The organism is Mycobacterium sp. WMMD1722 (assembly GCF_049315205.1).
Taxonomy (GTDB): domain Bacteria; phylum Actinomycetota; class Actinomycetes; order Mycobacteriales; family Mycobacteriaceae; genus Mycobacterium.
The window spans coordinates 972,669-997,367 of sequence record NZ_CP186056.1 but is presented as its reverse complement, the minus strand read 5'-3'; the positions used below and the strand labels follow the sequence as shown (position 1 = coordinate 997,367).

At 69.1% G+C, this 24,699-nt stretch carries 27 protein-coding genes; 16 read left to right on the top strand and 11 right to left on the bottom strand.

Going from position 1 to position 24,699, the window contains the following annotated elements; translation table 11 throughout:
- Positions 1-41: 41 nt before the first annotated feature.
- Both ACN27E_RS04580 and ACN27E_RS04575 read left to right on the top strand, forming a co-directional pair.
- Complete coding sequence (locus ACN27E_RS04580) at positions 42-263, top strand: hypothetical protein (protein ID WP_422746905.1); 222 nt, start codon at positions 42-44, stop codon at positions 261-263.
- A gap of 43 nt (positions 264-306) precedes the next feature.
- On the top strand, positions 307-432 hold the full coding sequence (locus ACN27E_RS04575; protein ID WP_422746903.1) for a hypothetical protein: 126 nt from the start codon (positions 307-309) through the stop codon (positions 430-432).
- 4 nt (positions 433-436) lie between these two features.
- Here the strand turns inward: ACN27E_RS04575 and ACN27E_RS04570 are convergent, their stop codons facing one another.
- From ACN27E_RS04570 to ACN27E_RS04560, 3 genes are all read right to left on the bottom strand, one after another.
- Complete coding sequence (locus ACN27E_RS04570; protein WP_422746901.1) at positions 437-1,183, bottom strand: RsiV family protein; 747 nt, start codon at positions 1,181-1,183, stop codon at positions 437-439.
- A 65-nt stretch (positions 1,184-1,248) separates the two neighbouring features.
- Positions 1,249-2,592 carry an aldehyde dehydrogenase family protein gene (locus ACN27E_RS04565; protein ID WP_422749616.1) on the bottom strand — a complete coding sequence of 448 codons (1,344 nt, stop codon included), beginning with the start codon at positions 2,590-2,592 and terminating at the stop codon, positions 1,249-1,251.
- A gap of 65 nt (positions 2,593-2,657) precedes the next feature.
- On the bottom strand, positions 2,658-3,089 hold the full coding sequence (locus ACN27E_RS04560; protein ID WP_422746899.1) for a type II toxin-antitoxin system Rv0910 family toxin: 432 nt from the start codon (positions 3,087-3,089) through the stop codon (positions 2,658-2,660).
- 119 nt (positions 3,090-3,208) lie between these two features.
- Here ACN27E_RS04560 and ACN27E_RS04555 point away from each other — a divergent pair, with 119 nt between their 5' ends.
- The 4 genes from ACN27E_RS04555 to ACN27E_RS04540 all read left to right on the top strand — a co-directional run bounded on the left by ACN27E_RS04555 (position 3,209) and on the right by ACN27E_RS04540 (position 7,897).
- On the top strand, positions 3,209-3,661 hold the full coding sequence (locus ACN27E_RS04555) for a Fur family transcriptional regulator (protein WP_422746897.1): 453 nt from the start codon (positions 3,209-3,211) through the stop codon (positions 3,659-3,661).
- A gap of 41 nt (positions 3,662-3,702) precedes the next feature.
- The gene (gene katG / locus ACN27E_RS04550) at positions 3,703-5,940 is read left to right on the top strand and encodes a catalase/peroxidase HPI (RefSeq protein ID WP_422746895.1); all 2,238 of its coding nucleotides are present in this window, start codon (positions 3,703-3,705) and stop codon (positions 5,938-5,940) included.
- Between the two features lie 85 nt (positions 5,941-6,025).
- Entirely contained in the window at positions 6,026-6,919 is an 894-nt protein-coding gene (locus tag ACN27E_RS04545; RefSeq protein WP_422746894.1) for an aminoglycoside phosphotransferase family protein, read from the top strand.
- A gap of 6 nt (positions 6,920-6,925) precedes the next feature.
- Positions 6,926-7,897, top strand: coding sequence for a haloalkane dehalogenase (locus ACN27E_RS04540; RefSeq protein ID WP_422746892.1), 972 nt, complete (start codon positions 6,926-6,928; stop codon positions 7,895-7,897).
- Here ACN27E_RS04540 and ACN27E_RS04535 read toward each other — a convergent pair whose 3' ends face one another.
- The 3 genes from ACN27E_RS04535 to ACN27E_RS04525 all read right to left on the bottom strand — a co-directional run bounded on the left by ACN27E_RS04535 (position 7,898) and on the right by ACN27E_RS04525 (position 10,906).
- On the bottom strand, positions 7,898-8,590 hold the full coding sequence (locus ACN27E_RS04535; protein WP_422746890.1) for an Rv0518 family GDSL lipase: 693 nt from the start codon (positions 8,588-8,590) through the stop codon (positions 7,898-7,900).
- 116 nt (positions 8,591-8,706) lie between these two features.
- On the bottom strand, positions 8,707-9,957 hold the full coding sequence (locus ACN27E_RS04530; RefSeq protein ID WP_422746888.1) for an acyltransferase family protein: 1,251 nt from the start codon (positions 9,955-9,957) through the stop codon (positions 8,707-8,709).
- Between the two features lie 154 nt (positions 9,958-10,111).
- Positions 10,112-10,906, bottom strand: a complete 795-nt coding sequence (locus ACN27E_RS04525; RefSeq protein WP_422746886.1) for a M15 family metallopeptidase — start codon at positions 10,904-10,906, stop codon at positions 10,112-10,114.
- 217 nt (positions 10,907-11,123) lie between these two features.
- Here ACN27E_RS04525 and ACN27E_RS04520 point away from each other — a divergent pair, with 217 nt between their 5' ends.
- From ACN27E_RS04520 to ACN27E_RS04500, 5 genes are read left to right on the top strand one after another with little or no spacing between them, the layout of a single operon-like run.
- A complete protein-coding gene (locus ACN27E_RS04520; protein ID WP_422746884.1) occupies positions 11,124-12,281 on the top strand; it encodes a PP2C family protein-serine/threonine phosphatase in 1,158 nt (385 codons plus the stop codon).
- Complete coding sequence (locus tag ACN27E_RS04515; RefSeq protein WP_422746882.1) at positions 12,278-13,870, top strand: sensor histidine kinase; 1,593 nt, start codon at positions 12,278-12,280, stop codon at positions 13,868-13,870. Before ACN27E_RS04520 ends, ACN27E_RS04515 begins: the two co-directional genes overlap by 4 nt.
- Positions 13,867-14,313 (top strand): response regulator, encoded by a 447-nt coding sequence (locus ACN27E_RS04510; RefSeq protein ID WP_422746881.1) that lies wholly within the window; start codon positions 13,867-13,869, stop codon positions 14,311-14,313. The genes ACN27E_RS04515 and ACN27E_RS04510 overlap by 4 nt, the downstream gene beginning before the upstream one ends.
- 39 nt (positions 14,314-14,352) lie before the next feature.
- A complete protein-coding gene (locus ACN27E_RS04505; protein WP_422746879.1) occupies positions 14,353-15,030 on the top strand; it encodes an alpha/beta hydrolase family protein in 678 nt (225 codons plus the stop codon).
- Complete coding sequence (locus ACN27E_RS04500; protein WP_422746878.1) at positions 15,027-15,614, top strand: class I SAM-dependent DNA methyltransferase; 588 nt, start codon at positions 15,027-15,029, stop codon at positions 15,612-15,614. The genes ACN27E_RS04505 and ACN27E_RS04500 overlap by 4 nt, the downstream gene beginning before the upstream one ends.
- 15 nt (positions 15,615-15,629) lie before the next feature.
- On the opposite strand, the gene ACN27E_RS04495 is transcribed toward ACN27E_RS04500, so the two are convergent.
- Complete coding sequence (locus ACN27E_RS04495) at positions 15,630-16,403, bottom strand: ArsR/SmtB family transcription factor (protein WP_422746877.1); 774 nt, start codon at positions 16,401-16,403, stop codon at positions 15,630-15,632.
- 326 nt (positions 16,404-16,729) lie between these two features.
- Between ACN27E_RS04495 and ACN27E_RS04490 the strand changes: the two genes are divergently transcribed.
- From ACN27E_RS04490 to yaaA, 4 genes are read left to right on the top strand one after another with little or no spacing between them, the layout of a single operon-like run.
- Entirely contained in the window at positions 16,730-17,218 is a 489-nt protein-coding gene (locus ACN27E_RS04490) for an NlpC/P60 family protein (RefSeq protein WP_422746875.1), read from the top strand.
- Between the two features lie 29 nt (positions 17,219-17,247).
- Positions 17,248-18,393, top strand: coding sequence for an alkaline phosphatase family protein (locus ACN27E_RS04485; protein WP_422746873.1), 1,146 nt, complete (start codon positions 17,248-17,250; stop codon positions 18,391-18,393).
- A gap of 40 nt (positions 18,394-18,433) precedes the next feature.
- Positions 18,434-18,913: an MSMEG_6728 family protein gene (locus ACN27E_RS04480; protein ID WP_422746871.1), complete on the top strand. Its 480-nt coding sequence runs from the start codon at positions 18,434-18,436 to the stop codon at positions 18,911-18,913.
- Between the two features lie 27 nt (positions 18,914-18,940).
- Positions 18,941-19,687 carry a peroxide stress protein YaaA gene (yaaA, locus tag ACN27E_RS04475; RefSeq protein WP_422746869.1) on the top strand — a complete coding sequence of 249 codons (747 nt, stop codon included), beginning with the start codon at positions 18,941-18,943 and terminating at the stop codon, positions 19,685-19,687.
- A 1-nt stretch (position 19,688) separates the two neighbouring features.
- Here yaaA and ACN27E_RS04470 read toward each other — a convergent pair whose 3' ends face one another.
- The 3 genes from ACN27E_RS04470 to ACN27E_RS04460 form a co-directional block, all read right to left on the bottom strand.
- Entirely contained in the window at positions 19,689-20,372 is a 684-nt protein-coding gene (locus ACN27E_RS04470; protein ID WP_422749614.1) for a phytanoyl-CoA dioxygenase family protein, read from the bottom strand.
- A gap of 41 nt (positions 20,373-20,413) precedes the next feature.
- Positions 20,414-21,241 (bottom strand): alpha/beta fold hydrolase, encoded by an 828-nt coding sequence (locus tag ACN27E_RS04465; RefSeq protein ID WP_422746868.1) that lies wholly within the window; start codon positions 21,239-21,241, stop codon positions 20,414-20,416.
- Positions 21,242-21,325: 84 nt separating this feature from the next.
- Positions 21,326-22,588 carry an amidohydrolase family protein gene (locus tag ACN27E_RS04460; RefSeq protein WP_422746866.1) on the bottom strand — a complete coding sequence of 421 codons (1,263 nt, stop codon included), beginning with the start codon at positions 22,586-22,588 and terminating at the stop codon, positions 21,326-21,328.
- 24 nt (positions 22,589-22,612) lie between these two features.
- Here ACN27E_RS04460 and ACN27E_RS04455 point away from each other — a divergent pair, with 24 nt between their 5' ends.
- A complete protein-coding gene (locus ACN27E_RS04455; RefSeq protein WP_422746865.1) occupies positions 22,613-23,467 on the top strand; it encodes an AraC family transcriptional regulator in 855 nt (284 codons plus the stop codon).
- Between the two features lie 4 nt (positions 23,468-23,471).
- Here the strand turns inward: ACN27E_RS04455 and ACN27E_RS04450 are convergent, their stop codons facing one another.
- Entirely contained in the window at positions 23,472-24,671 is a 1,200-nt protein-coding gene (locus ACN27E_RS04450; protein WP_422746863.1) for an enhanced intracellular survival protein Eis, read from the bottom strand.
- Between the last annotated feature and the right edge of the window lie 28 nt (positions 24,672-24,699).

Here is a 24,699-nt window from a genome sequence, read left to right as displayed (position 1 = left end):
CCGGTGGTCGGCGCTCGTCGCGGGGTGTACAACGGCGAGTGATGAGATATCTGCTGATCGCCCTCTACCTGGGCGGCTGGCTTCTGACCACGGTGCTGCTGCTGCGGCGGCAATTCGGCCACGACGACCGCAGCCGCCGAACCCGCATGGTCGTCAACGCGGTCAGCGTGGCATGCGCCCTGGCGCTGGCTGCGGTGTGGCCGGTGTCGGCCTGGTTCCTGCCGATGATCAGGGCGGCGTTGGGCAACGACGACCGCGATTGACGCGAGGTGTCGGCGCGCACCGCCGGTGGGTATACGAGCCCGCATGCGCGAAGACAACCCCTCGGCCGATAAGTCTCAGACCGCGACCAGCCACGAGGACGAGATCAGAGAGGCCAGCGACCGGCCGGCCGATTCCGGTGACGACGTGGGCCCGTCCGCCCAACGCTAGCGGGTCACGGTAGGCGCAGCGCCCGCATCTGCGGGCTGAGCACGTCCTCGAGGGCCGGCCAGGGCACCGTGATCACCGGTGTGCCGTGGAAGAACTGGTAGTCGTCGAAGTGGATCTCCAGACCCGCGGGCGTGGGGATCCAGTTGGCGAAGTTCGCCTCGACCGGCGCGGCCCCCGGATCGTCGTCGAACGTTCCCGGCGGCTGACCGGATTCGGCGGGCAGCAGGATCTTGGTCTGCTCCGCGAGCCGATTCAGGCCGGCCTGCTCGTCGATGAACAACGCGCGCAGTGTGATCGGCGCGGCCGTGCGCGAGTCGATGACGACTGTGCTGACGTAGTTCACCGGATGGGCCGAGGGCACCGCGTTGAACAGTCCGCTGATCAATTGCGCGACCGACGCGGCGCCGAACTGGATCCGCGGGTTCGTGTCGAACGACCAGGTGCCGTCGGTGGTGGCCCCCGCCCGCGCCTCGTCGAGCTGACCCTGAGCCGAGGCCTCCGAAGCCCGGTTGAAGGCGTCGGCGACGGCACCGTCCCCGCCGGCGATCGTGTTCACCGTCAACCACCAGGTTCCGGTGCCGTCCGCCGTCGCCCCGTCGGAGGTGCGCTGGGTGACGGTGTAGAGCGTGCCGTTCGAAACCCCCTGGGGCACCGGCGGATCGGGTGTGACGGGTTGCGCGCCGGCGGCACTCGGGCACAGTATCGACGCCGCGCAGACGGCACTGGCAACGGCGGTGATCCTCTTGAGCATGTGGGGCATTGTCGCCCACCGGCGCCGCCGCGCCGCCCTGATCGGCGCAGATCGTCGCCCCGGTCTCACTGCGGTGGCGGCGACCAGTGCACAACTTTCACCGCGGTCATCTCGTCGAGCAGCTCCGGGCCGTAACCGAAGCCGCTGCCACTGGCCCGCCGAGGTTCCGACGCCCCACCAGGTGCCCCGCCGAACACCGCGTTGATCTTGACGGTCCCCACCGGCAGTGTGCGCCAAGCGGTCTGAGCGTGTGCCATATCGGGCGTGAGCACGGTGGCCGCCAGCCCGTACCGGTCTGCTGCCGCCTCGGCCAGTGCGGTGTCGAAGTCCTCGACCACCCGCACCGGGGCGACCGGACCGAACGTCTCCTCGCGCAGTACCAGCATGTCCGGAGTGCACCCGGTGAGCACCGTGGGTGGATAGAACGAACCGGGGCCAGGGGTGGGTTCGCCGCCGACGCGCAGCTGGGCACCGGCGTCCACCGCCTCGGTGACGTGACCGTGCACCACCTCGCGCTGCCGCTCGTCGACCAGCGGACCGATTCGCTCGCGCCACTGCCGAGCCTGATCGACCAGCGCCTCGATGAAAGCGTCGGCGATCGCCCGATGGGCGTAGATGCGTTCGACCGACACACAGATCTGGCCGGCGTTGGCGAACGCCCCCGTGGCCGCCTGCTCGGCGGCCCACCGCGGGTCGACTCCGGCGTCCACGATCAGCGGGTCGTTGCCACCGTTCTCGAGTACGGCCTTGGCCCCGCGCCGGGCGCAGGCGGCCGCGATCTCCCGGCCGGTGACGCTGCTGCCGACATGGGCGACGACGTCGACGTCCTCGGCGCCGGTCAGGCGAGCCCCGACCCGCGCGTCACCGTCCACGATCTCGAGCACGCCGTCGGGAAGCTCCGCGGCCAGCAGTTCGGCGAAACGCCGACCGGTCGCCGGACAGCGCTCGCTGGGTTTGTGCACGACCGTGTTCCCCGTGACGAGCGCGGCGCCGAGCAGCCCGGCCGCCACCGCCACGGGATCGTTCCACGGCGTGAGCACCGCGATGACGCCGCGCGGCTCGGGAACCATGAGGTCGGTCGCCGACCACTGTCCGTGCAAGGTCCGGCCCCGGTGCAACGGCCCCAGCTCGGCGTACTGCACCAGGGTGCCGGCGCCGGCCTCGACACCGCCGAGCGCATCCTGGCGCACCTTGCCCGTCTCGCGTTCGTTGAGCTCGGCGAGCTCCTCGGCGGCGGCCCGGACCGCGGCCGCGGCGGCGGTCAGGGCGGCGGCCCGCTCGGCTGCCGGCGTACGCGCCCACGCGGGTGCGGCGGCACGGGCCCGTTTGACCGCCTCGTCGCAGGTCGAGGTGTCGGCGACCGGGACCCGGCTGGCGGTCTCGCCGGTGCGGGGGTCGGTGACGATCAATTCGGTGGACTCGGACACGGGTCAGAGGTACCCGCCGCGAGATCACCGAATCACGCGGTGACGCGTCAGGCGTAGAGCTCCTCGAACCGCTGGATCGACCGTTCGATGTCGCCCTTGACCGCACGTGCGGCGGCGGCCCCGATCGGCCCGAAGAGCGGCGCACCCCCGAGTTCCAGGGTGACCGTGAACGCGCACCCCGACGTCGTCGGCCGCACCGCAAGCTTGAGGCCGTATCTCGTACCGCCCACGCCGCTGCCCTTGGCCTCGAGCAGCGCGGGCGGATCGAAGCGCTGGATGGTCCAGGTGACGCGATTGCGCATGCCTTTGGCGCCGGCGACGCCCACCACCGTCGTGCCCTCGGTGACCTCGTCGGGAATCTCGCTGCGCCACCCTTCCTGCATGACCAGCCAGTCGCCGAGCGCGGCCAGATTGGACGCGTGCGTCCACGCGTCCTCGGGGCTCAGCGTCAGCTCGCGGGACATCTCGAGTTTGGCCATTGGGCGATCTTAAACGGACGTCGGTCCGGTGACGTGCGGAAATGCGGGTGTCGACGGCCTGACACGCCGTCCGTCGGCAACTCTTGACTAATTCCAGAAAACGGGGTTGTGTGGTTTTCATGGATTCGACCGCCGACTACGCCGATCGGCTGCGCGCCGCCGATCTGCGCGTCACCCGACCTCGGGTCGCGGTCCTCGAGGCGGTCGGCGCGCACCCGCACTCCGACACCGACACCATCTTCGGCGCCGTCCGCGCCGCCCTTCCGGACGTCTCCCGACAGGCGGTCTACGACGTGCTCCACGCCCTGACCGGGGCCCGGCTCATCCGCCGTATCCAGCCGTCGGGTTCGGTCGCCCGCTACGAGTCGCGGGTCGGCGACAACCACCATCACGTGGTCTGCCGCAGTTGCGGGGTGATCGCCGACATCGACTGCGCTCAGGGCGACGCGCCCTGCCTGACCCCCTCCGACGAGTCCGGTGCGCTCGACGGGTTCGTCCTCGACGAGGCCGAGGTCATCTACTGGGGCCTGTGCCCCGACTGCGTCGGCACCAGAGCCGACGCCACCCCCTAGTTTCCGCTCAGCCCAACCACCTATCCGAAAGGAACGCCGCTGTGTCATCCGATACATCCGACGCCCGCCCGCCGCACTCCGACGCCAAGACCCACAGCCACAGTGAGTCCGAGAACCCGGTCATCGAGTCGCCGCATCCCAAGTCGAGTGCGCCGCTGAAGAACCAGGACTGGTGGCCCGAGCAGGTCGACGTCTCGGTCCTGCACAAGCAGAACGAGAAGGGCAACCCGCTCGGCGAGGACTTCTCCTACGCCGACGCGTTCGCCCAGCTCGACGTCGAGGCCTTCAAGGCCGACGTCATCAACGTGATCCAGACTTCCCAGGACTGGTGGCCGGCCGACTACGGCAACTACGCCGGCCTGTTCATCCGCATGAGCTGGCACGCCGCCGGTACCTACCGGATCTTCGACGGGCGCGGCGGCGCCGGACAGGGTGCGCAACGGTTCGCCCCGCTCAACAGCTGGCCGGACAACGCCAACCTCGACAAGGCCCGCCGCCTGCTGTGGCCGATCAAGCAGAAGTACGGCAACAAGATCTCCTGGGCCGATCTGATCGCCTACGCGGGCAACGCCGCACTCGAGCAATCCGGGTTCGAGACGGCCGGTTTTGCGTTCGGTCGCGAAGACATCTGGGAGCCCGAGGAGATGCTGTGGGGCCAGGAGGACACCTGGCTGGGCACCGACAAGCGCTACGGCGGCACCAACGACGACAAGCGAGAACTCGCTGAACCGTTCGGCGCCACCACCATGGGCCTGATCTACGTCAATCCCGAAGGCCCGGAAGGTAAACCGGATCCGCTGGCCGCCGCACACGACATCCGCGAGACGTTCGGCCGGATGGCGATGAACGACGAGGAGACCGCCGCGCTGATCGTCGGCGGTCACACCCTGGGCAAGACCCACGGTGCCGCGGACGCCAACGTCGGACCCGAACCGGAAGGGGCGCCGATCGAACAGCAAGGTCTGGGCTGGAAGTGCCCGTTCGGTTCCGGCAACGGCAACGACACCGTCACCAGTGGTCTCGAGGTCATCTGGACCGGCTCGAACTCCCAGTGGAGCAACGCCTTCCTGGAGAACCTGTACGGCAACGAGTGGGAGCTCACCAAGAGCCCGGCCGGCGCCTGGCAGTTCGAGGCCAAGGACGCCGAGGCCACCATCCCGGATCCGTTCGGCGGTGCGCCGCGCAAGCCCACCATGCTGGTGACCGACGTCGCGATGCGCGAGGATCCGATCTACGGCGAGATCACCCGCCGCTGGCTCGACCACCCCGAAGAGATGGATGAGGCCTTCCGCAAGGCCTGGTACAAGCTGATGCACCGCGACATGGGCCCGATCAGCCGTTACCTCGGCCCGTGGATCGCCGAGCCGCAGCTCTGGCAGGACCCGGTTCCCCCGGTCGAGGGTGAGTTGATCGGTGAAGCCGAGATCGCCGAGCTCAAGGGCAAACTGCTGGATTCGGGTCTGTCGCTGCAGCAGCTGATCAAGACGGCGTGGTCGTCGGCGTCGAGCTTCCGCGGCACCGACAAGCGCGGCGGGGCCAACGGGGCCCGGCTGCGGCTCGAGCCGCAGAAGAACTGGACGGCCAACGAGCCCGCCGAGCTGGCCAAGGTATTGCCCGTGCTGGAGCAGATCCAGCAGGAGTTCAACGGTTCCGGCAAGTCCGTCTCGCTGGCCGATCTTATCGTCCTCGGTGGTACCGCGGCGATCGAGAAGGCAGCCAAAGACGGCGGCTACGACGTCTCGGTGCCCTTCACCCCGGGCCGCACCGATGCCTCGCAGGAGCAGACCGATGTCGACTCCTTCGCGGTGCTCGAACCGCGGGTCGACGGCTTCCGGAACTTCTTCCGCCCCGAGGAGAAGAACCCCCTGGAACAGCAGCTGGTCGAGAAGGCCTATCTGCTCGACCTGACCGCTCCGGAGCTGACGGTCCTCATCGGCGGTCTGCGGGTGCTCGACGTCAATCACGGCGGCAGCAAGCACGGCGTGTTCACCGACAAGCCGGGTGTGCTGAGCAACGACTTCTTCACCAACCTGCTCGACATGCGCACCGAGTGGAAGCCGTCGGAGAACAGCGCGAACGTCTACGACGGCCGTGACCGCGTTTCGGGCGAGGCCAAGTGGACCGCCACCGCCAACGATCTGGTGTTCGGTTCGAACTCGGTGCTGCGCGGCATCGCCGAGGTCTACGCCCAGGACGACAGCAAGGAGAAGTTCGTGTCCGACTTCGCCAAGGCGTGGGCCAAGGTCATGGACAGCGACCGCTTCGACGTGAAGAAGTAACCGCAACGCAGACCGGGACACCCCGCGAGTCGCAGGCGGCTCGCGGGGTGTTCTGTGTCCCCGCCACTTTCGACAGCCAGGTCATGTGATCGAACTCCCCGAGGCCGTCCTCGCGATGGCGCACCGCGGACCCGAGTGGCAAGAGTGGGTCGACTCGCTGGCCGCCCGCGGCCAGGCGCAACTGCGCGATTGGGATCTGCGCGTCGACGGTCCGCCCCGACACGGCACGACGTCGCTGGTGCTGCCGGTGCGCTCGGCACAGAATCAGCCGGCCGTGTTGAAACTGAGCTTTCCCGACGACGAATCCGAACACGAGCACCTCGCGCTGCGCCGCTGGGGCGGGCAGGGCGCGGTGCGGCTGCTCAGCGCCGATCCGCGGCGGCGCGCGGTCCTGCTGGAACGGCTGGGCGGCGAGGATCTGACCCGCCTGCCCGATGACGACGCCTGCCGCATCGTCGCCGCGCTGTACCCCCGCATCCACGTCCCCGCACTGCCCCAGCTGCGCAGCCTCGAGCGCCAACTCGAACGGTGGACCGCAGCGCTGGAGGCCCTTCCGCGCAACGCCGCGGTGCCGCACCGGCTGGTCGAACAGGCCGTCTCGCACAGTCGCGACCTGCTGGCCGACCACGCCACCACCGGCACCCTCGTGCACACCGACCTGCACTACGCCAATGTGCTTGCCGCACAGCGTGAACCGTGGCTGGTGATCGACCCGAAACCGCTCGACGGCGACCCGCACTACGAGGTCGCCCCGCTGCTGTGGAATCGCTGGGACGAACTGGCGGGAGACATCAGAGAGGGAGTGCGCCGACGGTTCTACGCCACTGTCGACGCCGCCGGTTTCGACGAGGACCGCGCCCGGGCATGGGTCGTGGTCCGGATGGTGCACAACGCGATGTGGGAGCTCACCGAATCCGCGCGCCCCGACCCGAAGTGGCTGACCGTCTGCGTGGCGGTCGCCAAGGCCGTGCAGAATTAGCACGCTATGGACGCGGTTGCGAATGTGGTGAGGACACCCGACGAACGCTTCACCGATCTGCCCGGCTACGACTTCGCGCCCGACTACCGGCCGGTGCAGACTCGTGGATTACCGCCGCTGCGAATGCATTTCGTCGACGCCGGCCCGCCCGACGCGCCGGTGGTGATGCTGCTGCACGGACAGCCGACGTGGTCGTATCTCTACCGGCACACCATCAGGGTGCTCGTCGAGGCCGGCCTGCGGGTGATCGCCCCCGACCACATCGGCTTCGGGCGCTCCGACAAACCCACCGACCCCACCGACTACACGTTCAGACGCCATGTCGACTGGGTGCACTCGCTCATCCGGGAACTCGACCTGCGGGAGGCCACCCTGGTCGCCCAGGATTGGGGCGGGCCGATCGGACTCAGTGCGCTGGCCCGCGATCCTGACCGGTTCGCCGCCGTGGTGACCACCAACACGATCCTGCACACGTGTGATCCGGCCCTGGCCGGAGCGCTGACCTGGCCCCACCACGGCGTCGGCGACAGCCAGGTGCTGCACGAGGAGACTCTGCTCGACTATGTGGCGTTCTATCAGCGCTCTCCCGACATCACACCGAGCGTCTTCCTCGACGCGGTGGCCGGTCCGCTTCCCGGCCCGGTACTGGCCGCTTACGACGCGCCATTCCCGGACCGCTCCCACAAGGCCGGACTACGTCAGCTGACCGCCCTGGTGCCGCTGACCCGCAACGATCCCGGCGCGGTGATCGGTCGGGCCACCATGGCCGTCCTCGAGCAATGGGACCGGCCGTTCCTCACCGCCTACTCCGACGGCGATCCACCGACCCGCGGCTGGGAGCGGGTGTTCCAGGAGCGGGTGCCCGGGGCGCGCGGCCGGGACCACCCGACCATCCCCGGCGCGGGGCATTTCGTGCAGGAGCAGCGCGGGGAGGAGTTGGGCCGCATCGTCGCCGGCTTCGTCGGCGAGCTGCCTTGATCAAATGTGGCGCGGCAGCCGGCCGGCGATCAGCGGTGCGATCTTGTCCGCCAGGTAGATGTGACCGTCGTCGGTCGGGTGGACGCCGTCCTTACCGATGAGCTCCGGCTCGTCGACGAACCACCGCAAGGCGATCGGGTCCACGAAGTCGGCCTTGGCCAGCTGGGCCTGATAGGCCAGCGTGTCCCGGATCCGCAGGATCGCGGGCGGCGGATCCGCCGTGGGCCAGGCGGGGCCGATGATCAGGAAGCGGGCGGTGGGGGCGGTGCGGCGGGCCATCTGGAACACGCCGTAGACCATGACCGACAGGATCGCGGGTTCGACCTTCTCGTCGTTGCGCGAGCCGAAGAACACCACCAGGTCGTCGTCGGGTTTGACCGCTCGGGCCGCCAGATCCTCGAAGACGTTGCCGCGGTTGCCGCGGGTGGCGTACCCGGCGCCGCCTTCGGCGGCGACGTCCGCCATGACCGGCGTGCCGCTGCGGGCCAGCGTCTGCCAGGCGCGGGTGGGCCAGCCGCGGTCTCCCTCACCACCCTCCTTGGTTCCGGTGGTGTACGAGTCACTGACTACGGCGATCCGGCTGACCGTGACCTGCAGTGTGACGGTGTCATCGGCTCTGGGCTGGCCGGCCCGCTCCCCGGCCACGCCGGCCAACAGTGTGATCGACAGCAGCAGCGTGAACAGGCGACTCACTGCTAACTCCCCCCTCGACGGCACCGAGACGCCGCAGCACCCCCAGATCGGGACGAACGCCGAAATCTTAAGGCCACTTTCTGGGAACGGCTGTCGCGACGCGCGTGTCGGGCCGGTCAGCCGACGTGGCCCGCGACCGCATCGTGGCGGTGCTGCCGGGTATCCGAACCGGTGGACCCGGCACTGCTCCCGGCCAGGATCGCGTTGGCCGGGCTGTCGATCGCGTTGGCCGGGGTGTCACGGACGTCGACCATCCGGCGCATCCACAGCCGCGCCGGCTCCTCCACCAGGTGGTAGAGGGCGACCGCGGCGAGCATCGAGACACCGAGCAGTCCCGCGACGACGAACTTCGCCGCCGGACCCGGCGTCAGCGTGATCTCGAACTGAATGACCGCCCAGTTCCACGCGGTGTGCACCAGTTCGTGCACCATGTAGAGCCCGAACGACACATGCCCGCAGTAGACCATGGCGCGGGTGGACAGCAGCCGCGGCAGCGTACCCGCCCCGATCGCCAGGGTGACCACCAGCGGGACGAACAGCAGATCGATCAGGCCGCTGGCGTCCCGGATCGACGCGGGAGGATGCGCGTCCAGATAGTAGATGCCGGCGACGATGGCGACCACGATCAGCAGTGACAGCATCCCGGCATGGCTCCGGGCCCGGTCGGTGAGCCGGAGTTTGCGCACCGCCGCGCACGCCAACGCACCGGCGGTGAACTGCATGACGATGCGGGGAAGCCAACTCCACGGCGTATAGAACTCCCCCGTCGCCATCAGCAGCAACGTCGGGGGCAGCGATGCCGCGAATGCGAGCCAGATCAGGGCGCGAGCCCTGGTCACCCGCGCCACCCGGAACACCACCAGGACCAGTGCGCCGAACAGCAGATAGGCCAGCCACTCGGCGCTGATCGACCAGGCCGGCCCGTCCCAGCTCGAGCCGTCGAAGAAGGGCTGGAACCACAGTTGCACGAGCAGGATCTGTCGCAGATAACTGACGGCGGTGAGCTGATTCGCTGCTTCTGAGGGCACGTGGCCGACGTTGAGGGTGAAGATGATCCACACGGCCGCCAGATGCATGGTGACCAGGTACACCGGCCACACTCGGGCCAGACGCAGCCAGAGGAACCGCAGCGTCGTGCGCGTGGACCACTGCGGACCCATCCGGTCGAGATACGTCCAGGTCAGGACGAAACCGCTGAGGATGAAGAACAGGTCGACACCCTGGGCTCCGCAGTCGAGCACCGGCGCCAACGTCTCGGCGAATCCGGGCGCGGCCTGGTGGAGCAGCGGCCGGAAATGGAAGAGCACGACCCACACGGCGGCCACGATGCGCAGACCGGACAGGGCCTTGATCTCTCCGCTGCGCACAACGCTCTTTTCGTGAGGGAATCTGCTGTGTTCGTTCGTTCTGGTTTCGTAGTACCGACGCGATCAGGCCGGCGGCGATGGGCAGATTACCAGCGGCGGGCGGCGATTCGTGTGCGCGAAACCTGTGGGTCGCCTGGTCGCCTCGCCGATCCGGTCATGGTCGCTCGAAATGCTGGTAGTCCTTGGGCGTGCGCCAATGGCCGCCCCAGCGCCAGCCCCGCGAGGTGAAGAGCTCAACGACCGGGTCCCCGGCGTGCAGCATGCCCGGGTCGGTCCGAGACCGGTCCACGTAGGGTCCGGCGTTGGCCGGCTCGATCTTTCCTGCGCTGTCGACGGACGGATTGAGCAGTGGGTTGAGATCGATCGCCCGCCCGTAGGCGTGTTCGGACCACCGGCTCGACCCGGGGATCCCTCGGCAGTTGAACGCCGAGGTGTTGTTGTCGGCCATGGACAGTTCATCCTCGGCGCCGGGGTATTCGTCGACGGTCCGCATCCTCGCGATCGCATACCGCTGCGCGTGAAGCTGCTCGAGGAGGTCGATGACCTCGGCCACCAGGTCTTCGTGGACCACCAGCGCTCCGCGGTGGGTCTGACCGTCGAAGCCCAGGTAGGTGGTCTCGACACGACGGAGCTCTTCGGGCCCGACGGGGCAGCCGGGTCGCCAGGTCGCACCCAGGTCGGCGGCGGTCACCCAGGTGACCCTGGCGCCGATGGTCGCCGGTGGCTGGGAGGGGGGCGTCGCGGCTGCGACCGAGGGGGGCGCGGGGGGTGGGCTCAGCGGCCGGGCCGACGGATCCGGCGCCGGCGGCTCAGGGGCCGGCGGGACACACGCGACTGAATTGGCGACGACGGCGACGCTCAGGACCGCGACGGCAGCGAACTTTGCCGCGCGGCCTCGGGTGCCCCGGCGGGAAGCCGTGGAAAGGGACGTGATGTGTCGGCGAGCCATGGATCCGTCGACCGACGCTACCCGTTTGCCGACTCGGCCGGTGGCGAGCGCGGCCGCGTTGACGCGCTCGACGATGCACTTCGGTATGGTCAGAGAGCTATCACTGAAGCAGAGGTCAGCGCGACCGCGGTGATTTACGAGAAGGACGTGATTGTCAGTGCTCGCGCCGCATGACCCAGGAGTGAGGCATGTTCCAGATTCGGGCGTTGCTCCCGGTATGCCCTTGACGCGCTTGACCGTGCTCCTCATCGAGGATGACCGCGGGGATGCTTTGCTGGTCGAGGAGCTCATCGCCGATTCGGTGGCCGACATCGAGCTGCGCTGGGCCGAATCCATGGCCGCGGCCGAGCGGGAGATCACCAGGTCCCGCCCCGATTGCGTCCTGCTCGACCTCAATCTCCCGGACAGCAACGGCACCGACGCCTTGGACCGGGTGTGCACCATGGACATCACGCTGCCGATCGTGGTGCTCACCGGCCATGTCGACGAGCATTACGGCGTGTCGGCGGTGGCGTCGGGCGCGCAGGACTATCTGGTCAAGGGCCGCGTGGAACCGGAGATGCTGCGACGCTCCCTGCTCTACGCGATCGAGCGCAAACGCTCCGAGCTCACCGCGGTGGATCTCCATGCCAGCCAATTGCGCGCGCAGGAGAACGCCCGGCTCGAACGCGGGCTCCTCCCGTCCCCCCTGCTCCTGGACGACCCCGGCGTCGACATCATCGCCAAGTACCGGCCCTCGCGACCGAACGCTCTGCTGGGCGGCGACTTCTTCGACTTCGTGCAGACACCGGACCGCACGGTGCACGTCATGGTGGGCGACGTGTCCGGTCACGGGCCCGACGAGGCCGCGCTCGGCGTGGCGCTGCGCATCGGCTGGCGGGCGTTGACCTTCGCCGGTTTACGCGGGCACGAGCGGATGCACCAGCTCGAACGGATCCTGCGCGCCGAACGCCCCGGTAAGCACATCTTCGCCACGGTGCTCAGTCTGGCCTTCTCGCCGCACGACCGTACCTTCGACGCCGTGCGGGCCGGGCACCCCGGAATGCTGATCCAGGGTCCCGACACGGTGGACTGGCTCGAACCCCCCGCCGGGCCCGCCCTCGGTCTGGGCGGCGGCCAATGGCCGCTCAACGAGCTCGAACTGCCAGCCGGCCACGCCCTGTTGCTGCTCACCGACGGCCTTTTCGAGGGCCACTCGGGGGTGGGCAATCAGCGGCTCGGGGAGGAGGGTCTGCTGACGCTCGCCCGGTCGCTGACCGCACTGCCCGGGACCGAATTCGTCGAGACGCTCATCAGGGAGGCCGAGAAGCGAGCCGAGACCCACGGCGGGCTGACCGACGACATCGCCGTGGTGCGCGTGGAGCGCACCGGGTGACCACCGCTGCGCAGCGGCGCGGACAGGCGCTGACCGTCCAGGGCTGGCAGAACATCGTGCTGCTCACCCTCGGGTTGCTCGTGCTGGCCGGGGCGCTGACCGGGGCCCTGCTGATGAAGCGGACCGACGCGGTGTCGCGCGAACTCATCGACGAGATCCAGCCGGCCCGGGTAGCCGCCTATCAGCTGCAGGCCGCGCTGCGCGACCAGGAGACGGCGGTGCGCGGCTACGCCATCGCGGCCGATCCGCAATTCCTGCAGCCGTATTACGACGGCCGGATCGCCGAGCAGGACGCCGTCGACCGAATCGCCGGACTGGTCCCCGGCAATGAGGCCTTGATGGCCGACCTCACGGCCATCGAGCAGGCCGCCGACGGATGGCGCACGAATTTCGCCGAACCCCTGGTCGCGATGGTGCGCCCGGGCGTACCCGGGCTGGCCAACAGCGACCTGGCGCAGCGGGGAAAGGCCGAATTCGACGCCATTCGTGCGTTGTTCGAGACGCAGAACCGGGACTTCACCGCCGCCCGCACGCAGGGACTGGACGATCTCGATGCCGTGCGGGCCTGGCGTGACCGGGTGCTCGGCGCGATGATCGTCACCCTGGTGGTGATGGCGGCGTTGCTGTCGCTGGTCATGCGCCGGGCGGTCGTCCGTCCACTGGCGGCGCTGGCGGCCTCCTGCCGGCGTATCAGCCAGGGACATTTCGACGAGCAGATCACACCACAGGGGCCCCGCGACATCCGCAACATCACCCTCGACGTCAAGGCGATGCGACGGCGAATCCTCGATGAGTTGGAGGCCTCGCAGGCCGCGCAACGAGCACTCGACGAGCAGACGATCGAACTGCGCCGCTCCAATGCCGAACTCGAGCAGTTCGCCTACGTCGCCTCCCACGACCTGCAGGAGCCGCTGCGCAAAGTCGCGTCGTTCTGCCAACTGCTGCAGAAGCGCTACGGCGACAAACTCGACGAACGCGGCGTCGAATACATCGGATTCGCGGTCGACGGCGCCAAGCGGATGCAGGTGCTGATCAACGACCTGCTCACCTTCTCCCGCGTCGGCCGCCTCAACGCCGAACACGGCGACGTGTCACTCGCTGCCGCCCTCGCCGAGGCGTTGACCAATCTCAGTGCCGCGCTGGAGGATTCCAACGCACAAGTCGTGCGTCCCGACGCAGCTCTGCCCGAGGTCACCGGCGATCCCACGCTCTTGACGATGCTGTGGCAGAACCTCATCGGCAACGCCGTCAAGTTCCGCAAGCCCGACACCACACCCAGGATCGTCATCGAGTGCGAGTCGGGCGTCGGCGAGCGCGCGGGTTACTGGCTGCTCACGCTGTCCGACAACGGGATCGGCATCGCCCCGGAATTCTCCGAGAAGGTGTTCGTGATCTTCCAGCGTCTGCACGGCCGCGACGTCTACAGCGGTACGGGTATCGGTCTGGCGTTGTGCAAGAAGATCGTCGAGTACCACGGCGGCAGCATCTGGATCGATACGTCCTACACCGAAGGCACCCGGTTCCACCTGACCCTGCCGGTCGCCGTCCACGAAGAACCACAAGCCGTTCTGGAAGGAGCGCACCAGTGACCACCCCCAGCCGACCGATCGACGTCCTGCTCATCGAAGACGACCCGGGTGACGAGCTGATCACCAGGGAGGCCTTCGAGCACAACAAGATCAGCAACACCCTGCATGTCGCCCACGACGGGCAGGAGGGGCTGGACTTCCTGTACCGTCGCGATCCCTACGGCGATGCTCCGCGACCGGATCTGATCCTGCTCGACCTGAATCTGCCGAAGTACGACGGCCGGCAACTGCTCGAGACGGTGAAATCAGATCCCGATCTCAGCCACATCCCGGTCGTGGTGCTCACCACCTCCTCTGCCGAGGAGGACATCTTGCGCAGTTACAAGCTGCACGCGAACGCCTATGTCACCAAACCGGTGGACCTCGACCAGTTCATGAATGCGGTACGCCAGATCGACGAGTTCTTCGTCCAGGTCGTGCGGCTGCCGCAGGGCCGTCGCTGACGGCTGATTCGCCGGCCGCCGTCGGGGAACTGCTCGAAGATGGAGACACGCGAATACGCTCCCGGCCGCCGGGTCGATCTGTTCGGCGAGCCCGGACAGCCGACGGTACTGCTCTGGCACGGCATGCAGACCGATTCCCGGACGGCGGTGCGGCCGCTGGCCGAGCGGATCGCCGGACGCGGCCGGTTCGTGCTCGCACCCGACTGGAACTCGCACGCCGACGACCGTGGAAGATCCGACCTGCTGGCGTCGGCGCATTTCGCCGCCGAACGCGCGGGCGGTGAGGGATCGCTGACCGTGGTGGGGTGGTCGCTGGGTGGGACGGCGGCCGCCGGGTTGACACTCGGGTCCGACCGGTACGGCGTTGCCGTGGCGCGGACGGTCACCCTCGGCGGCGCCTTCACGGCCCCCGATCCGCTCTCGGACGGTCCGCTTCTCGACCTGGCGCGCGGCGCCGATCCGATTCCGTTGCTGCTGTTGCACGGCGCCGCCGACGATGTGGTGCCCGCGACGGCCAGCCGCGATTTCGCCGAGGCGCTGCGCGGATCCGGTTGGCCGGCGCAGTTCGTGGAGATCACCGCCGACCACGGGGACATCGCGGGCGCGCGCTACGACGCGACGGCCGACCGGTACGAACCCGCCGGTGATCCGGCCGCGCTGTCGGTCGCCGACAGCGTCGCCGCCCGCATCGTCGGTGGCGTCGCACCGACAACATGACCACCCGCTGGCAGGGCGCCGACGCGCCGCGAGGCGACGACTACGACGCGCGGTGGCGTCGGATGGCCGACGCCGGAGCCAATGTCCACGGCGAAGCGGATCTGGTGGAGCGCCTGCTGCGCGGCAACGGCGGCATGCGGGTGCTCGATGCGGGCTGTGGCACCGGCCGCGTGGCGGTCGAGCTGGCCACCCGCGGATTCGAGGTCGTCGGCGTCGACGCCGACCCGCGGATGCTCGACACCGCCCGGGGCAAGGCGCCGGACGTGACCTGGCTGGAGGCGGATCTCGCCGATCCACCGGATTCCATGGGCGCCGACTTCGATCTGATCGTGTTGGCCGGCAACGTGATGATCTTCGTCGCACCGGGCACCGAGGGCGCCGTGCTCACCGCGCTGGCGACCAGGCTGCGGCCGGGGGGTCTGCTGGTGTCCGGTTTCTCCGTGCGCCCCGACCGGCTCGCGGTGACGTCCTACGACGAGCTGTGTGCGCAGGCGGGCCTGCAGCGGTTGGACCGCTGGGCCACCTGGGACGGTGACCCGTTCAACGGCGGTGACTACGCGGTCAACGTGCACCGCCGGCCGTGACCGGCGCACCTCACCTCAAGCCCCTTCCAATCCGCTCTTGAGCGCCGAGAGCGTGTACGGCCATCGCCGGCAGATCCACCGCAGCACGACGCTTCCCGGCTCGAATCCGTCGTGCACGACCGTGAGTCGCACCAGGGCGTCGACCGGTTCGATATCCATGACGACGCGCGATCGCGGCTCTCGAGCGGCGTGCTCCAGCCGCACGGCGTCGAGATCGGCGACGGCGGCGAACTCGGGGACGACGGTGTGGAAGCTGAACGCGAGCCGACGGTACGGGTCGGATTCGAGCACCACCTGCTCGGGGTCGGCAATCTTCAACCCGCGTTCCACCCACGTGTAGGTCGCGCCCTTCTCCCAGCTCGACTCCATCGCATGACCGGTGTATCGCTGCGAATACGCCGGGTCGGTGATGGCCTGCCACAGCCGCTCCGGGGTGCTCTTGAGGTAGATGGAGTAGGTGAAGCGGTGATCCCGCGATGCCAGGGTCGGCGGTGTGCGCGGCTGAAGGTCTGGGGGGTCTGGACGACGCGCTCGGGTGTACTGGTCGATCCATCGGTCGGACAGGGCGGCGATCGGTTCGGCGTCGAGGTGGTGCAGCTTCTCCCTGCCGCGCCGAACGGTTCTGACCAGCCCGGCTCCTTCCAGAACCGCCAGATGCTTGCTCACCGACTGCCGGGACATCGACAGTTGGGCGCACAGTTCGCGCAGGGTCTGGCCGTCGCGCAGGTTGAGATTGTCGAGCAGGCGCCGACGGCTCGGGTCGGCGAGCGCCCGGAACACCTCATCCATGTCCGAGATCCATCTGCGAGCCTCCGTAGGCAACTCTCTGGCTGCATGAGTCAGGATAGGCAGCCGTCTGGTTGCCGGTCAACGAGCGGTGCGGTGGGTTCGGCTGGGCCGCCGACGCCCGCGGTCGAGCGAAGTCTGCGTTTGCCAGAATCAACTGCTGGCCGCCCGTGCGGTAACCGCCCCTGCGAAGCGCCGGTCCGGCGAGCGCGGACGACGGCCGGCTTCCAGGGACGAACTTCGAGGTGGCGGTGGTCACCAGCATGGCGAAACATGAAGGGCATCACACCATTTGGCGGCGTCGAACACCGCTGCTACTGTCCGGCCGCATGTTTGCTCTTGCTTCATTGTTGACACTGGTCAACGCGGTGTCGGGTACCCCGTACATCACCGGCGGAGATACCCCGGCCGGCACCGACTGCTCCGGCCTGGCCTCGTGGGTCAGCAACGCCGCGACCGGCCGTCCGGTGTACGGCGATCGCTTCACGACGTCGAATATGGAAAGCGAACTGCTCAGCCGCGGCTTCCAGCACGGCGCCGAGCCCGGCACGCTGGTGATCGGCTGGAACAGTGGCCACGCTGCGGTCACCCTGCCGGACGGCACTCCGGTCTCCTCCGGCGAGGGCGGCGGTGTGCAGATCGGGGGCGGTGGCGCCTACCAGCCGCAGTTCACCAACCAGATGTATCTGCCTGTTCCCGACGCTCCCCCACCGCCTCCCGGCGCACCGCAGCCGCCGCCACCGCCTCCCGGCGCACCGCTGCCGCCCCCACCGCCTCCCGGCGCACCGCTGCCGCCGCCCGCCCCGTTGGCAGCGTGACGACCGACCGGATGTGACAGGCTCCGCTGATGGAGCAGACGGAGCTGCCGCGGCCACGTCCCGAGGTACCGCATCTGGCCGACGTGGTTCCCTCGATCCTGGCCGCGATGAACGTCCCCGGCTTCGAGCGGCGCCTGGATATCGCCAGTGACGTCCGGTCGGCATGTCTGCTGCTGATCGACGGGCTCGGCGCCGACTTGCTCAGCCGGCACGCCGCCGACGCCCCGGTGCTCAGTGGGATGCGCACAGAAAGCCTGCAGGTCGGGTTTCCCTCGACCACCGTGGCCAGCCTCGCCGCCGTCGGCACCGGCTGCCGCTCCGGCGCGCACGGCATGGTCGGCTACACCTTCCGGCTGGCCGGCGCCGGCGTCATCAATCCCCTGCGGTGGCGTTCGCAGCCGGGGGGCGCGGATCTGCTCGGCGATGCGCCACCTGAGGTCGTGCAGTCTATGCCGACGATGTTCGAGCGGGCTACCGCGGCCGGGATGGCGGTCAGCGTGGTGTCCAACGCCGAATTCGCCGGATCCGGGCTGACCCGGGCCGTGTTGCGCGGTGGCCGGTTTCTCGGTGTCCACGGCCTCGGCGATCTGGCCGCTTCGGTGCGCGGGGTGCTCGCCGACGGTGGCTTCTGCTACGGCTATCACGGCGATCTCGATCTGCTCGGCCACCTGCACGGACCGGGGTCGACCGCCTGGCGCATGCAGTTGCGCCAGGTCGATCGGCTTGTCGAGTCGGTGGTCGCCGGGCTGCCGGCCGGCAGTCTGCTCGCGGTCGTCGCCGACCACGGCATGGTCGAGATCGACCCCGGCGCGGTCGTGGACATCGATGCCGTGCCCGCCCTGCGCGACGGCGTCGTGGCCCTCGCAGGCGAGGCGCGCGCCCGCTACGTCTACGTCGCCGACGGCGCGGCCGCCTCGGTGGCCGCCACCTGGCGCGAGGTGCTCGGGGACCGGGCGTGGGTGGCCACCCGGGAGGAGGCCATCGCGGCGGGTTGGTTCGGTGACGTCATCGCCGACACCGCTCGCCACCGGATCGGCGATATCGTGGTCGCGGCAAGGGATTCCGCGGCCATGCTCCGCCGGTCGACCGAGCCGCTGGAATCGTCGCTGCGGGGCCATCACGGCTCGCTGACCGATGCCGAGCAACGCGTTCCGCTGCTGCTGGCGACCGCCTGAGAACGTGTGGCGGAAGTCGCCCGCGGGTACGCCATGCGCGATGCAGACCTTCCTGCCCTGCCCGGGATTCGACGACAGCGCGGCCGTGCTGGATCTGCGTCGGCTCGGCAAGCAGCGGGTGGAGACCATCCAGGTGCTACGCGCCCTGACGGTGCCGGGTTACGGCTGGCGGCGCCATCCCGCCGCGACGATGTGGGCGGGGTACGAGGAGGCGCTGGTGAGGTACGGCCTGCAGATCTGCGAGCAGTGGTGCCGACAGGACCGGGCCGACACGTGCGCGACCACGCTGGTGACCGATCTGGCCGCCACGGTGGGGATTGCCGCCGTCCGGACCGAGCCGGAGTTGGCCGCCGAGGGCGAGTTGCCCCCATGGCTGGGCGACCAGGACGTCCACAACAGCCACCGCTCGGCGCTGGTCCGCAAAGACCCTGAGCACTATCGGCGGTTCTTCCCGGACGTCCCCGATGATCTGCCGTATGTGTGGCCGGCTTCCGACCGGCAGCGCCGCGTGCCGGTGTGACCCGGCGCGAGCACTAACGTCGTCGGGATGCTGGTGCTGCTCCCCCCTTCTGAGACCAAACGCGTCGGCGGCGACGGACCGCCGTTGCAGATCGACCGCCTCGGGTCCCCGGAACTGGCACCGCTGCGCACCGCGCTGGTCGACGAGCTGGTCGCACTCGCCGCAGACCCGGAGGCCAGCCGTCGTGCCCTGGGCCTCACGGCGGGACAGGACGCCGAGATCGAGCGCAACGCCGCACTGCGCACCTCGCCCACGCTGTCGGCGATCGACCGCTACACCGGCGTGCTCTACGACGCATTGGACATCGGTTCGCTGCGTGGCCACTCCGCCGCGCGGGCCCGCTCCCGGCTCGCGGTCGGATCCGCACTGTTCGGACTGCTGCGTGCCGACGATCCGGTTCCCGCCTACCGGTTGTCCGCATCGGCGAAGCTGCCCGACCGTCCTACGCTGGCCGCACGCTGGCGGCCGAAACTCGAACCGCTGTTGGCCGGCATCGCCGAACAGGAACTGATCGTCGACCTGCGATCGGGATCGTATGCCGCGTTGGCGAGGATCCCGGCCGCGGTCGAGGTGAACGTCGTGGCCGAACACGACGACGGCAGACGCACCGTGGTCAGTCATTTCAACAAGGCGCACAAAGGCCGGCTCGCGCGGGTACTCGCCACGACGCGCGCCGAACCCGGTGATGCGGCGGCCGTGGCGACGATCGCCCGGCGGGCCGGGATGCGGGTGGAACGCTCGGGTCGCGAGCTGACCGTCGTCGTGCCCGCCTGAGTCACCGGCCCAGCGGCCGGCTCAACATGATCGGCGTCTGGGCCATGAAACGCGGTGTGACGCCGCGATGTTCGTCGGCGGCGTGGACGGTGAGCGGATGGAGGAGGTACATGTCGCCCGGTCGGCCGGTGGCCGTGACAACGGCGCAGTCGGCGCTCGCCCGTGCGGCGATCTCGGCGGCGGCCACGGCGTCGAGCACTCGGTCGCCGAGGGCAGCGGACACGGCGCGGTGCGATCCGACTCTGATCCGAGTAGGGGCGTCGTCGACTCCCACCTCGGAGAGCAGCGTCAACAGCAGCATCGTGTGTGACCGGGCGCTCACCAGCCAGGAGCCGTCGGGCTGCGGAGTGTTCAGATCGACGTGCCAACCGCGGTCGTCGGCGGCGGGCCGCACCGGAAAGCGCACCGCGATGTTGCCCAGCGCGCCGCGCGGCCGCCAACCCGCCGGCTCGCACACCGCGTCCAGCACCGCGGTCAACCGCACACTGCGGACCAATGCACCGAACGGCCCGGCTCCGGTCGCGTCCGACATCCACATCACCGGTTCCGTCCAGGTGTCGGGATCGTCGGGCGCCGGCCCGAGCTGTCGCCACAGCTGCACGCGGGCGGCGTCCGCGGCACCACGCAGGTCGGGCTGTTCGATCTTCAGATAGCCGTCCGCCACGAAGGCTCCGGTGTCCACCACGGGGTCGACGCTGCCCCACATCGGGCTGTGCGCCAATCGATTTATCGCAGATTCGCCGCGACGGCGGTGACGGTGGCCGGATCGGTGACGCAGGTGAAGTGGTTGCTCTCGGCGGTGTCGACCACCCGCACCGCCGGATTGACCTGGTGCAGCGCGGCGACGGCGTCATCGCCGATGAGTGCCGCGCCGTTGATCGGCCGGGTCGCCCGCACGGCGACGGTCGGCATCCGCAGCGCGCGCCAGAAGTGCGACCAGTCCCGCGGCCACCGCTGGAACAGATCCTCTTCGGCTGCGGCGCGTGACGACGACGGACGCCACGTGCCGTCGGGCAGCTCGGCGAGTTCGTAGGTGTAGTGCTCGTCCCAGAACGGCGTCCACGGATCGATCACACCCGTGGCCCGCACGGTGTCGAGATACTCACCGGGGGTGCCGACCACCCGGTCGAGCCGGGCGAAGCCGGCGCGCACCGGCGCCAGGGCAGCAGCCTGCGCGGGGCCGATGTGGTCGATCAGCGCGACACTGCGCAGACGGGCACCGGCGTCGACGGCCGCCTGCATGGCGATCAACGCGCCGAGAGACCACCCGGCCACGTCGAAGGTGGGGGCGTCCAGCGCGGTGGCGAGGTCGAGCACGTCGCGCGCGTGGGCCTCGAGTCCGTAGCTGCCCGGCGGGGTGGTCTCGCTGCGCCCCCGCCCCCGCAGGTCGAAGGCGACCACTCGCCGGTCCGGTCCGGCGATCCGTTCGGCGAGATACGTGAAGGCGGTCAGATTCGCGGAGATGCCGTGTATGCACACCAGCAGTGGCGCCCCCTCGCGACCCCAGCTGCGGGCGCGGACCCGTCCGGCCCGGAGCGCAATGTCGACATCCATCGAGCGGACTCTACGCGGCAGCCCGAAGCCTCTCGAACCCCTCGAAACCTCTCGACTCTGCGCTGGGCGCACTCCCCTTCGGCATCAGGCCTTGGTGAGCTGTTTCTCCTCGTACAGGCGGGCCCACTCCGCGCGGGAGCGAATGGACACGTCGACGTCGGCGCCCTTGGCGCGCAACGCACCGACCGTGGCGTCCGCTTCGGCGGTGTGCTCGAACGGATCCCAGCCGAAGAACCGGCAGGAGTTCTGCCAGGTGATCTTGTTGATGTCCGAATCGCTGGCGCCCGCGGCGTCCAGTTCGGCCAGCACCTGCTCGGGCGCATCGGGCCAGAAGCAGTCCGAGTGCGGATAGTCGCACTCCCAGGCGATGATGTCGATGCCGATCTCGTGACGGAGCTTCAGCGACGTCTTGTCGGTGACGTAGCAGGCCAGCGAGTGCTCCCGGAACACGTCGCTGGGCAGCTTGTCGCCGAAGTCGCGGCGTAGCCACTTCTGGTTGGTGTAGTGCCGGTCGCTGCGGTCGAGATAGAACGGAATCCAGCCGATCCCACCCTCGGAGAAGGCGAACTTCAGATCCGGATAGTTCCGCATCGCCGGACCCCACAACAGATCCTGCGCGCACATCGCCGACACCTGGGTGGCCAGGATGATCAGGTTGTCGATCGGCGCGTTGGGCGCCATGCTGATCGCCCCGAAGCCGGTGCCGATGTGCAGGCACATCACCACATTCTGTTCCGACAGCGTCCGGAACACCGGCCCCCAGTACTCGTCGTCGTGGTAGCTGGGCAGGCCCTCGAGGTGCGGCAGCTCCGGCATGGTGACCGCGCGGCATCCCTTGGCGGCGACGCGGCGGATCTCCCTGCACATCGCCTCGGGGTTCCAGGTGGGTAGCACCGCGATGGGGATGAAGCGGTCGGGATAGGAGCCGGCCCATTCGTCGAGGTGCCAGTCGTTGTACGCCGACACCATGACCAACGTGACCTCTTCGCGGTGCATGTTGAGGTGGCGCGCGGAGAATCCGGTGAAGGTGGGGAAACACATCGAGGCCAGGATGCCGTTGCGGTTCATATCCCGGACGCGCTCGTGGACGTCGTAGACGCCGGGTCGCATCTCGGCGAAGCCGGCGGGATCGCGGCCCCACTCCTCGGCCGGCCACGACACCACGGCGTTGAGACCGCTGACGCCCTGCGGACGGCCCTGATACATCCACTGGTCGACGCCCTTGTCGTCGGTGACGACGATCGGCGCATCGGCTTTGTACTTCGCCGGTACGTGGTTGAGGAACATGTCCGGCGGCTCCACGACATGGTCGTCGATGCTCACCAGGATCAGGTCGTCGACATTCATATCCCAGTAGTACCGTCTGAATACGTGACCGTCTCTGCATCAGCGGACAGAGTCTTGTCCGAATCGGCCAACCTCGGAGCGAGCGACGTCCCCCGCCGGGTCATCGAACTGCGCCGGGGTGGCCGCGCGCTGGGCGGCAGCTACCTCTACGAGGGCGACGCCCTGATCACCGGATGGCATTCGCACGAGGTGCACCAGATCGAGTACGCGCTGCACGGGGTCGTCGAGGTCGAGACCGATTCGGCCCACTATCTGCTGCCGCCCCAGCAGGCCGCGTGGATCCCGGCGGGCCTGGAGCATCAGGCCGTGATGAACCCCGACGTCAAGACCGTGGCGGTGATGTTCGACCCCGCGCTGATCGCCGACGGCGGCGACCGGGCCCGGATCCTGGCGGTCTCCCCCCTGATCCGCGAGATGATGATCTACGCCTTGCGCTGGCCGATCGACCGGGCGTGTGGTGACGACGTCTCCGACGGCTTCTTCCGCACATTCGCCGCGTTGGTCACCGAGGCGCTGGATCACGAAGCGCCGCTGAGCCTTCCGACGTCGGACCACCCCATCGTCGCGGCCGCGATGACCTTCACCAAACAGCATCTGGACACTGTGACCTGCGAGCAGGTCAGTCGCGCGGTGTCGGTGTCGGAACGCACGCTGCGCCGGCACTTTCAGGATGAGCTCGGATTGTCCTGGCGCACATACCTTCTGAACGCCCGGATGCTGCGGGCGATGGCGCTACTGGCCGGGCCGGGGGTGTCGGTGCAGGAGACCTCCAGCTCGGTGGGATTCGACAGCGTCAGCTCGTTCACCCGGGCATTCACCCAGTTCTGCGGCGAGACGCCCTCGGCCTACCGTCGACGGACCGGTCAAGCGTCCGGTTGACCGCTCAGAACGGGTAGCCCAGTTCGGCGGGAACTGCACTGGTGAAGGCCACGTCCAGACCGCGGACGAGCTCGGAATTCGTGGCGCGCAACCGGTTCGCCGCGGCGAAAGACGAGGCCCGGTGGGCTCCGAGGTAGAGGGCGCCGAGGACGTCGAGATCCAGAGCCGCATCGGCGGCGCCGTCGGTCGGGACGCACCGCGCACGTCCCTCATCGATCTGCAGCGCAAACCGGCCGCCGTCACCGCGGAAGCGGTCGGCCACCTCGATGACGATCGAGAGGTCCGCGGCGTAGCTGCGGGCCTGCAGCGCCGTCGGGATGTCGTTGAGGCGTAACCACAGATCGTCGGCGGATGCGGTCGTGCTGACCGCGCGCGCGTCGGTCAGCAGATACGGCAGCGGGTCGGCCGGATGGGTGCCGATGTCGATGCACTCCATGAGGTCCAGCCCGCACAGTGCCCGCCACAGCGCGATATCTGCATGCCCGGTGGCCGCGACCTTCTCGACGACCTTGACAGTCCTGGCTCGCTCTCCGTGCGTGCGGTACAGCAGATACCCGTCGGGGTGCAGCATGGCGAACAGTGGGCTGCCGCCTGCGCGGTCGGTGTCCCGGTCGGCCAGCAGTTCGTCCCACAGGGCACGCGGCCGGGCCAGCCCGCCGGGGGTGATGGCCCGCCACCGGTCATAGCGGTCGACGAAGTCCTCGCGGTGTTCGGCGGCAGTCACGATCTGCACACCCCCGGGATCCGGTGCGTCCGTGCGGAACCGCGCACGCCTACGATCGACCGACCAGTTCTGATCCACCGTGGCGGGTCCATAGCCGAACCGGCCGTAGATGCCGCCCTCGCTGGCCGTGAGCGCGGCAATCGGATATCCCGCTGCGGTGATCCGGTCGTGCAGTTCGGTGAGCATCGCCCGCAGCAGACCGCGCCTGCGGTGGGTCGGGGCCACGGATACCCAGCTGATGCCGGCCACCGGTACCCGGACGCCGCCCGGCACGGTCAGCTCCATGTCGAGATACAGCGCCTGAGCGACCACATCGCCGTCGTCCTCGACCACCAGTGCCCCGCCGGCAGGAATCATCGAGCGCCACGCCGCCACCGTGCAATCGCCGGAGACGTGCCCGAAGCTGACCGCGTCGAGGCGCCGCATCGCCGACCAGTCGTCGTCCTCGGCCGAACGGGGGATCAGCGTCGCATCAACCACAGGGTGTGACAGTGCCACAGCCGCCTCG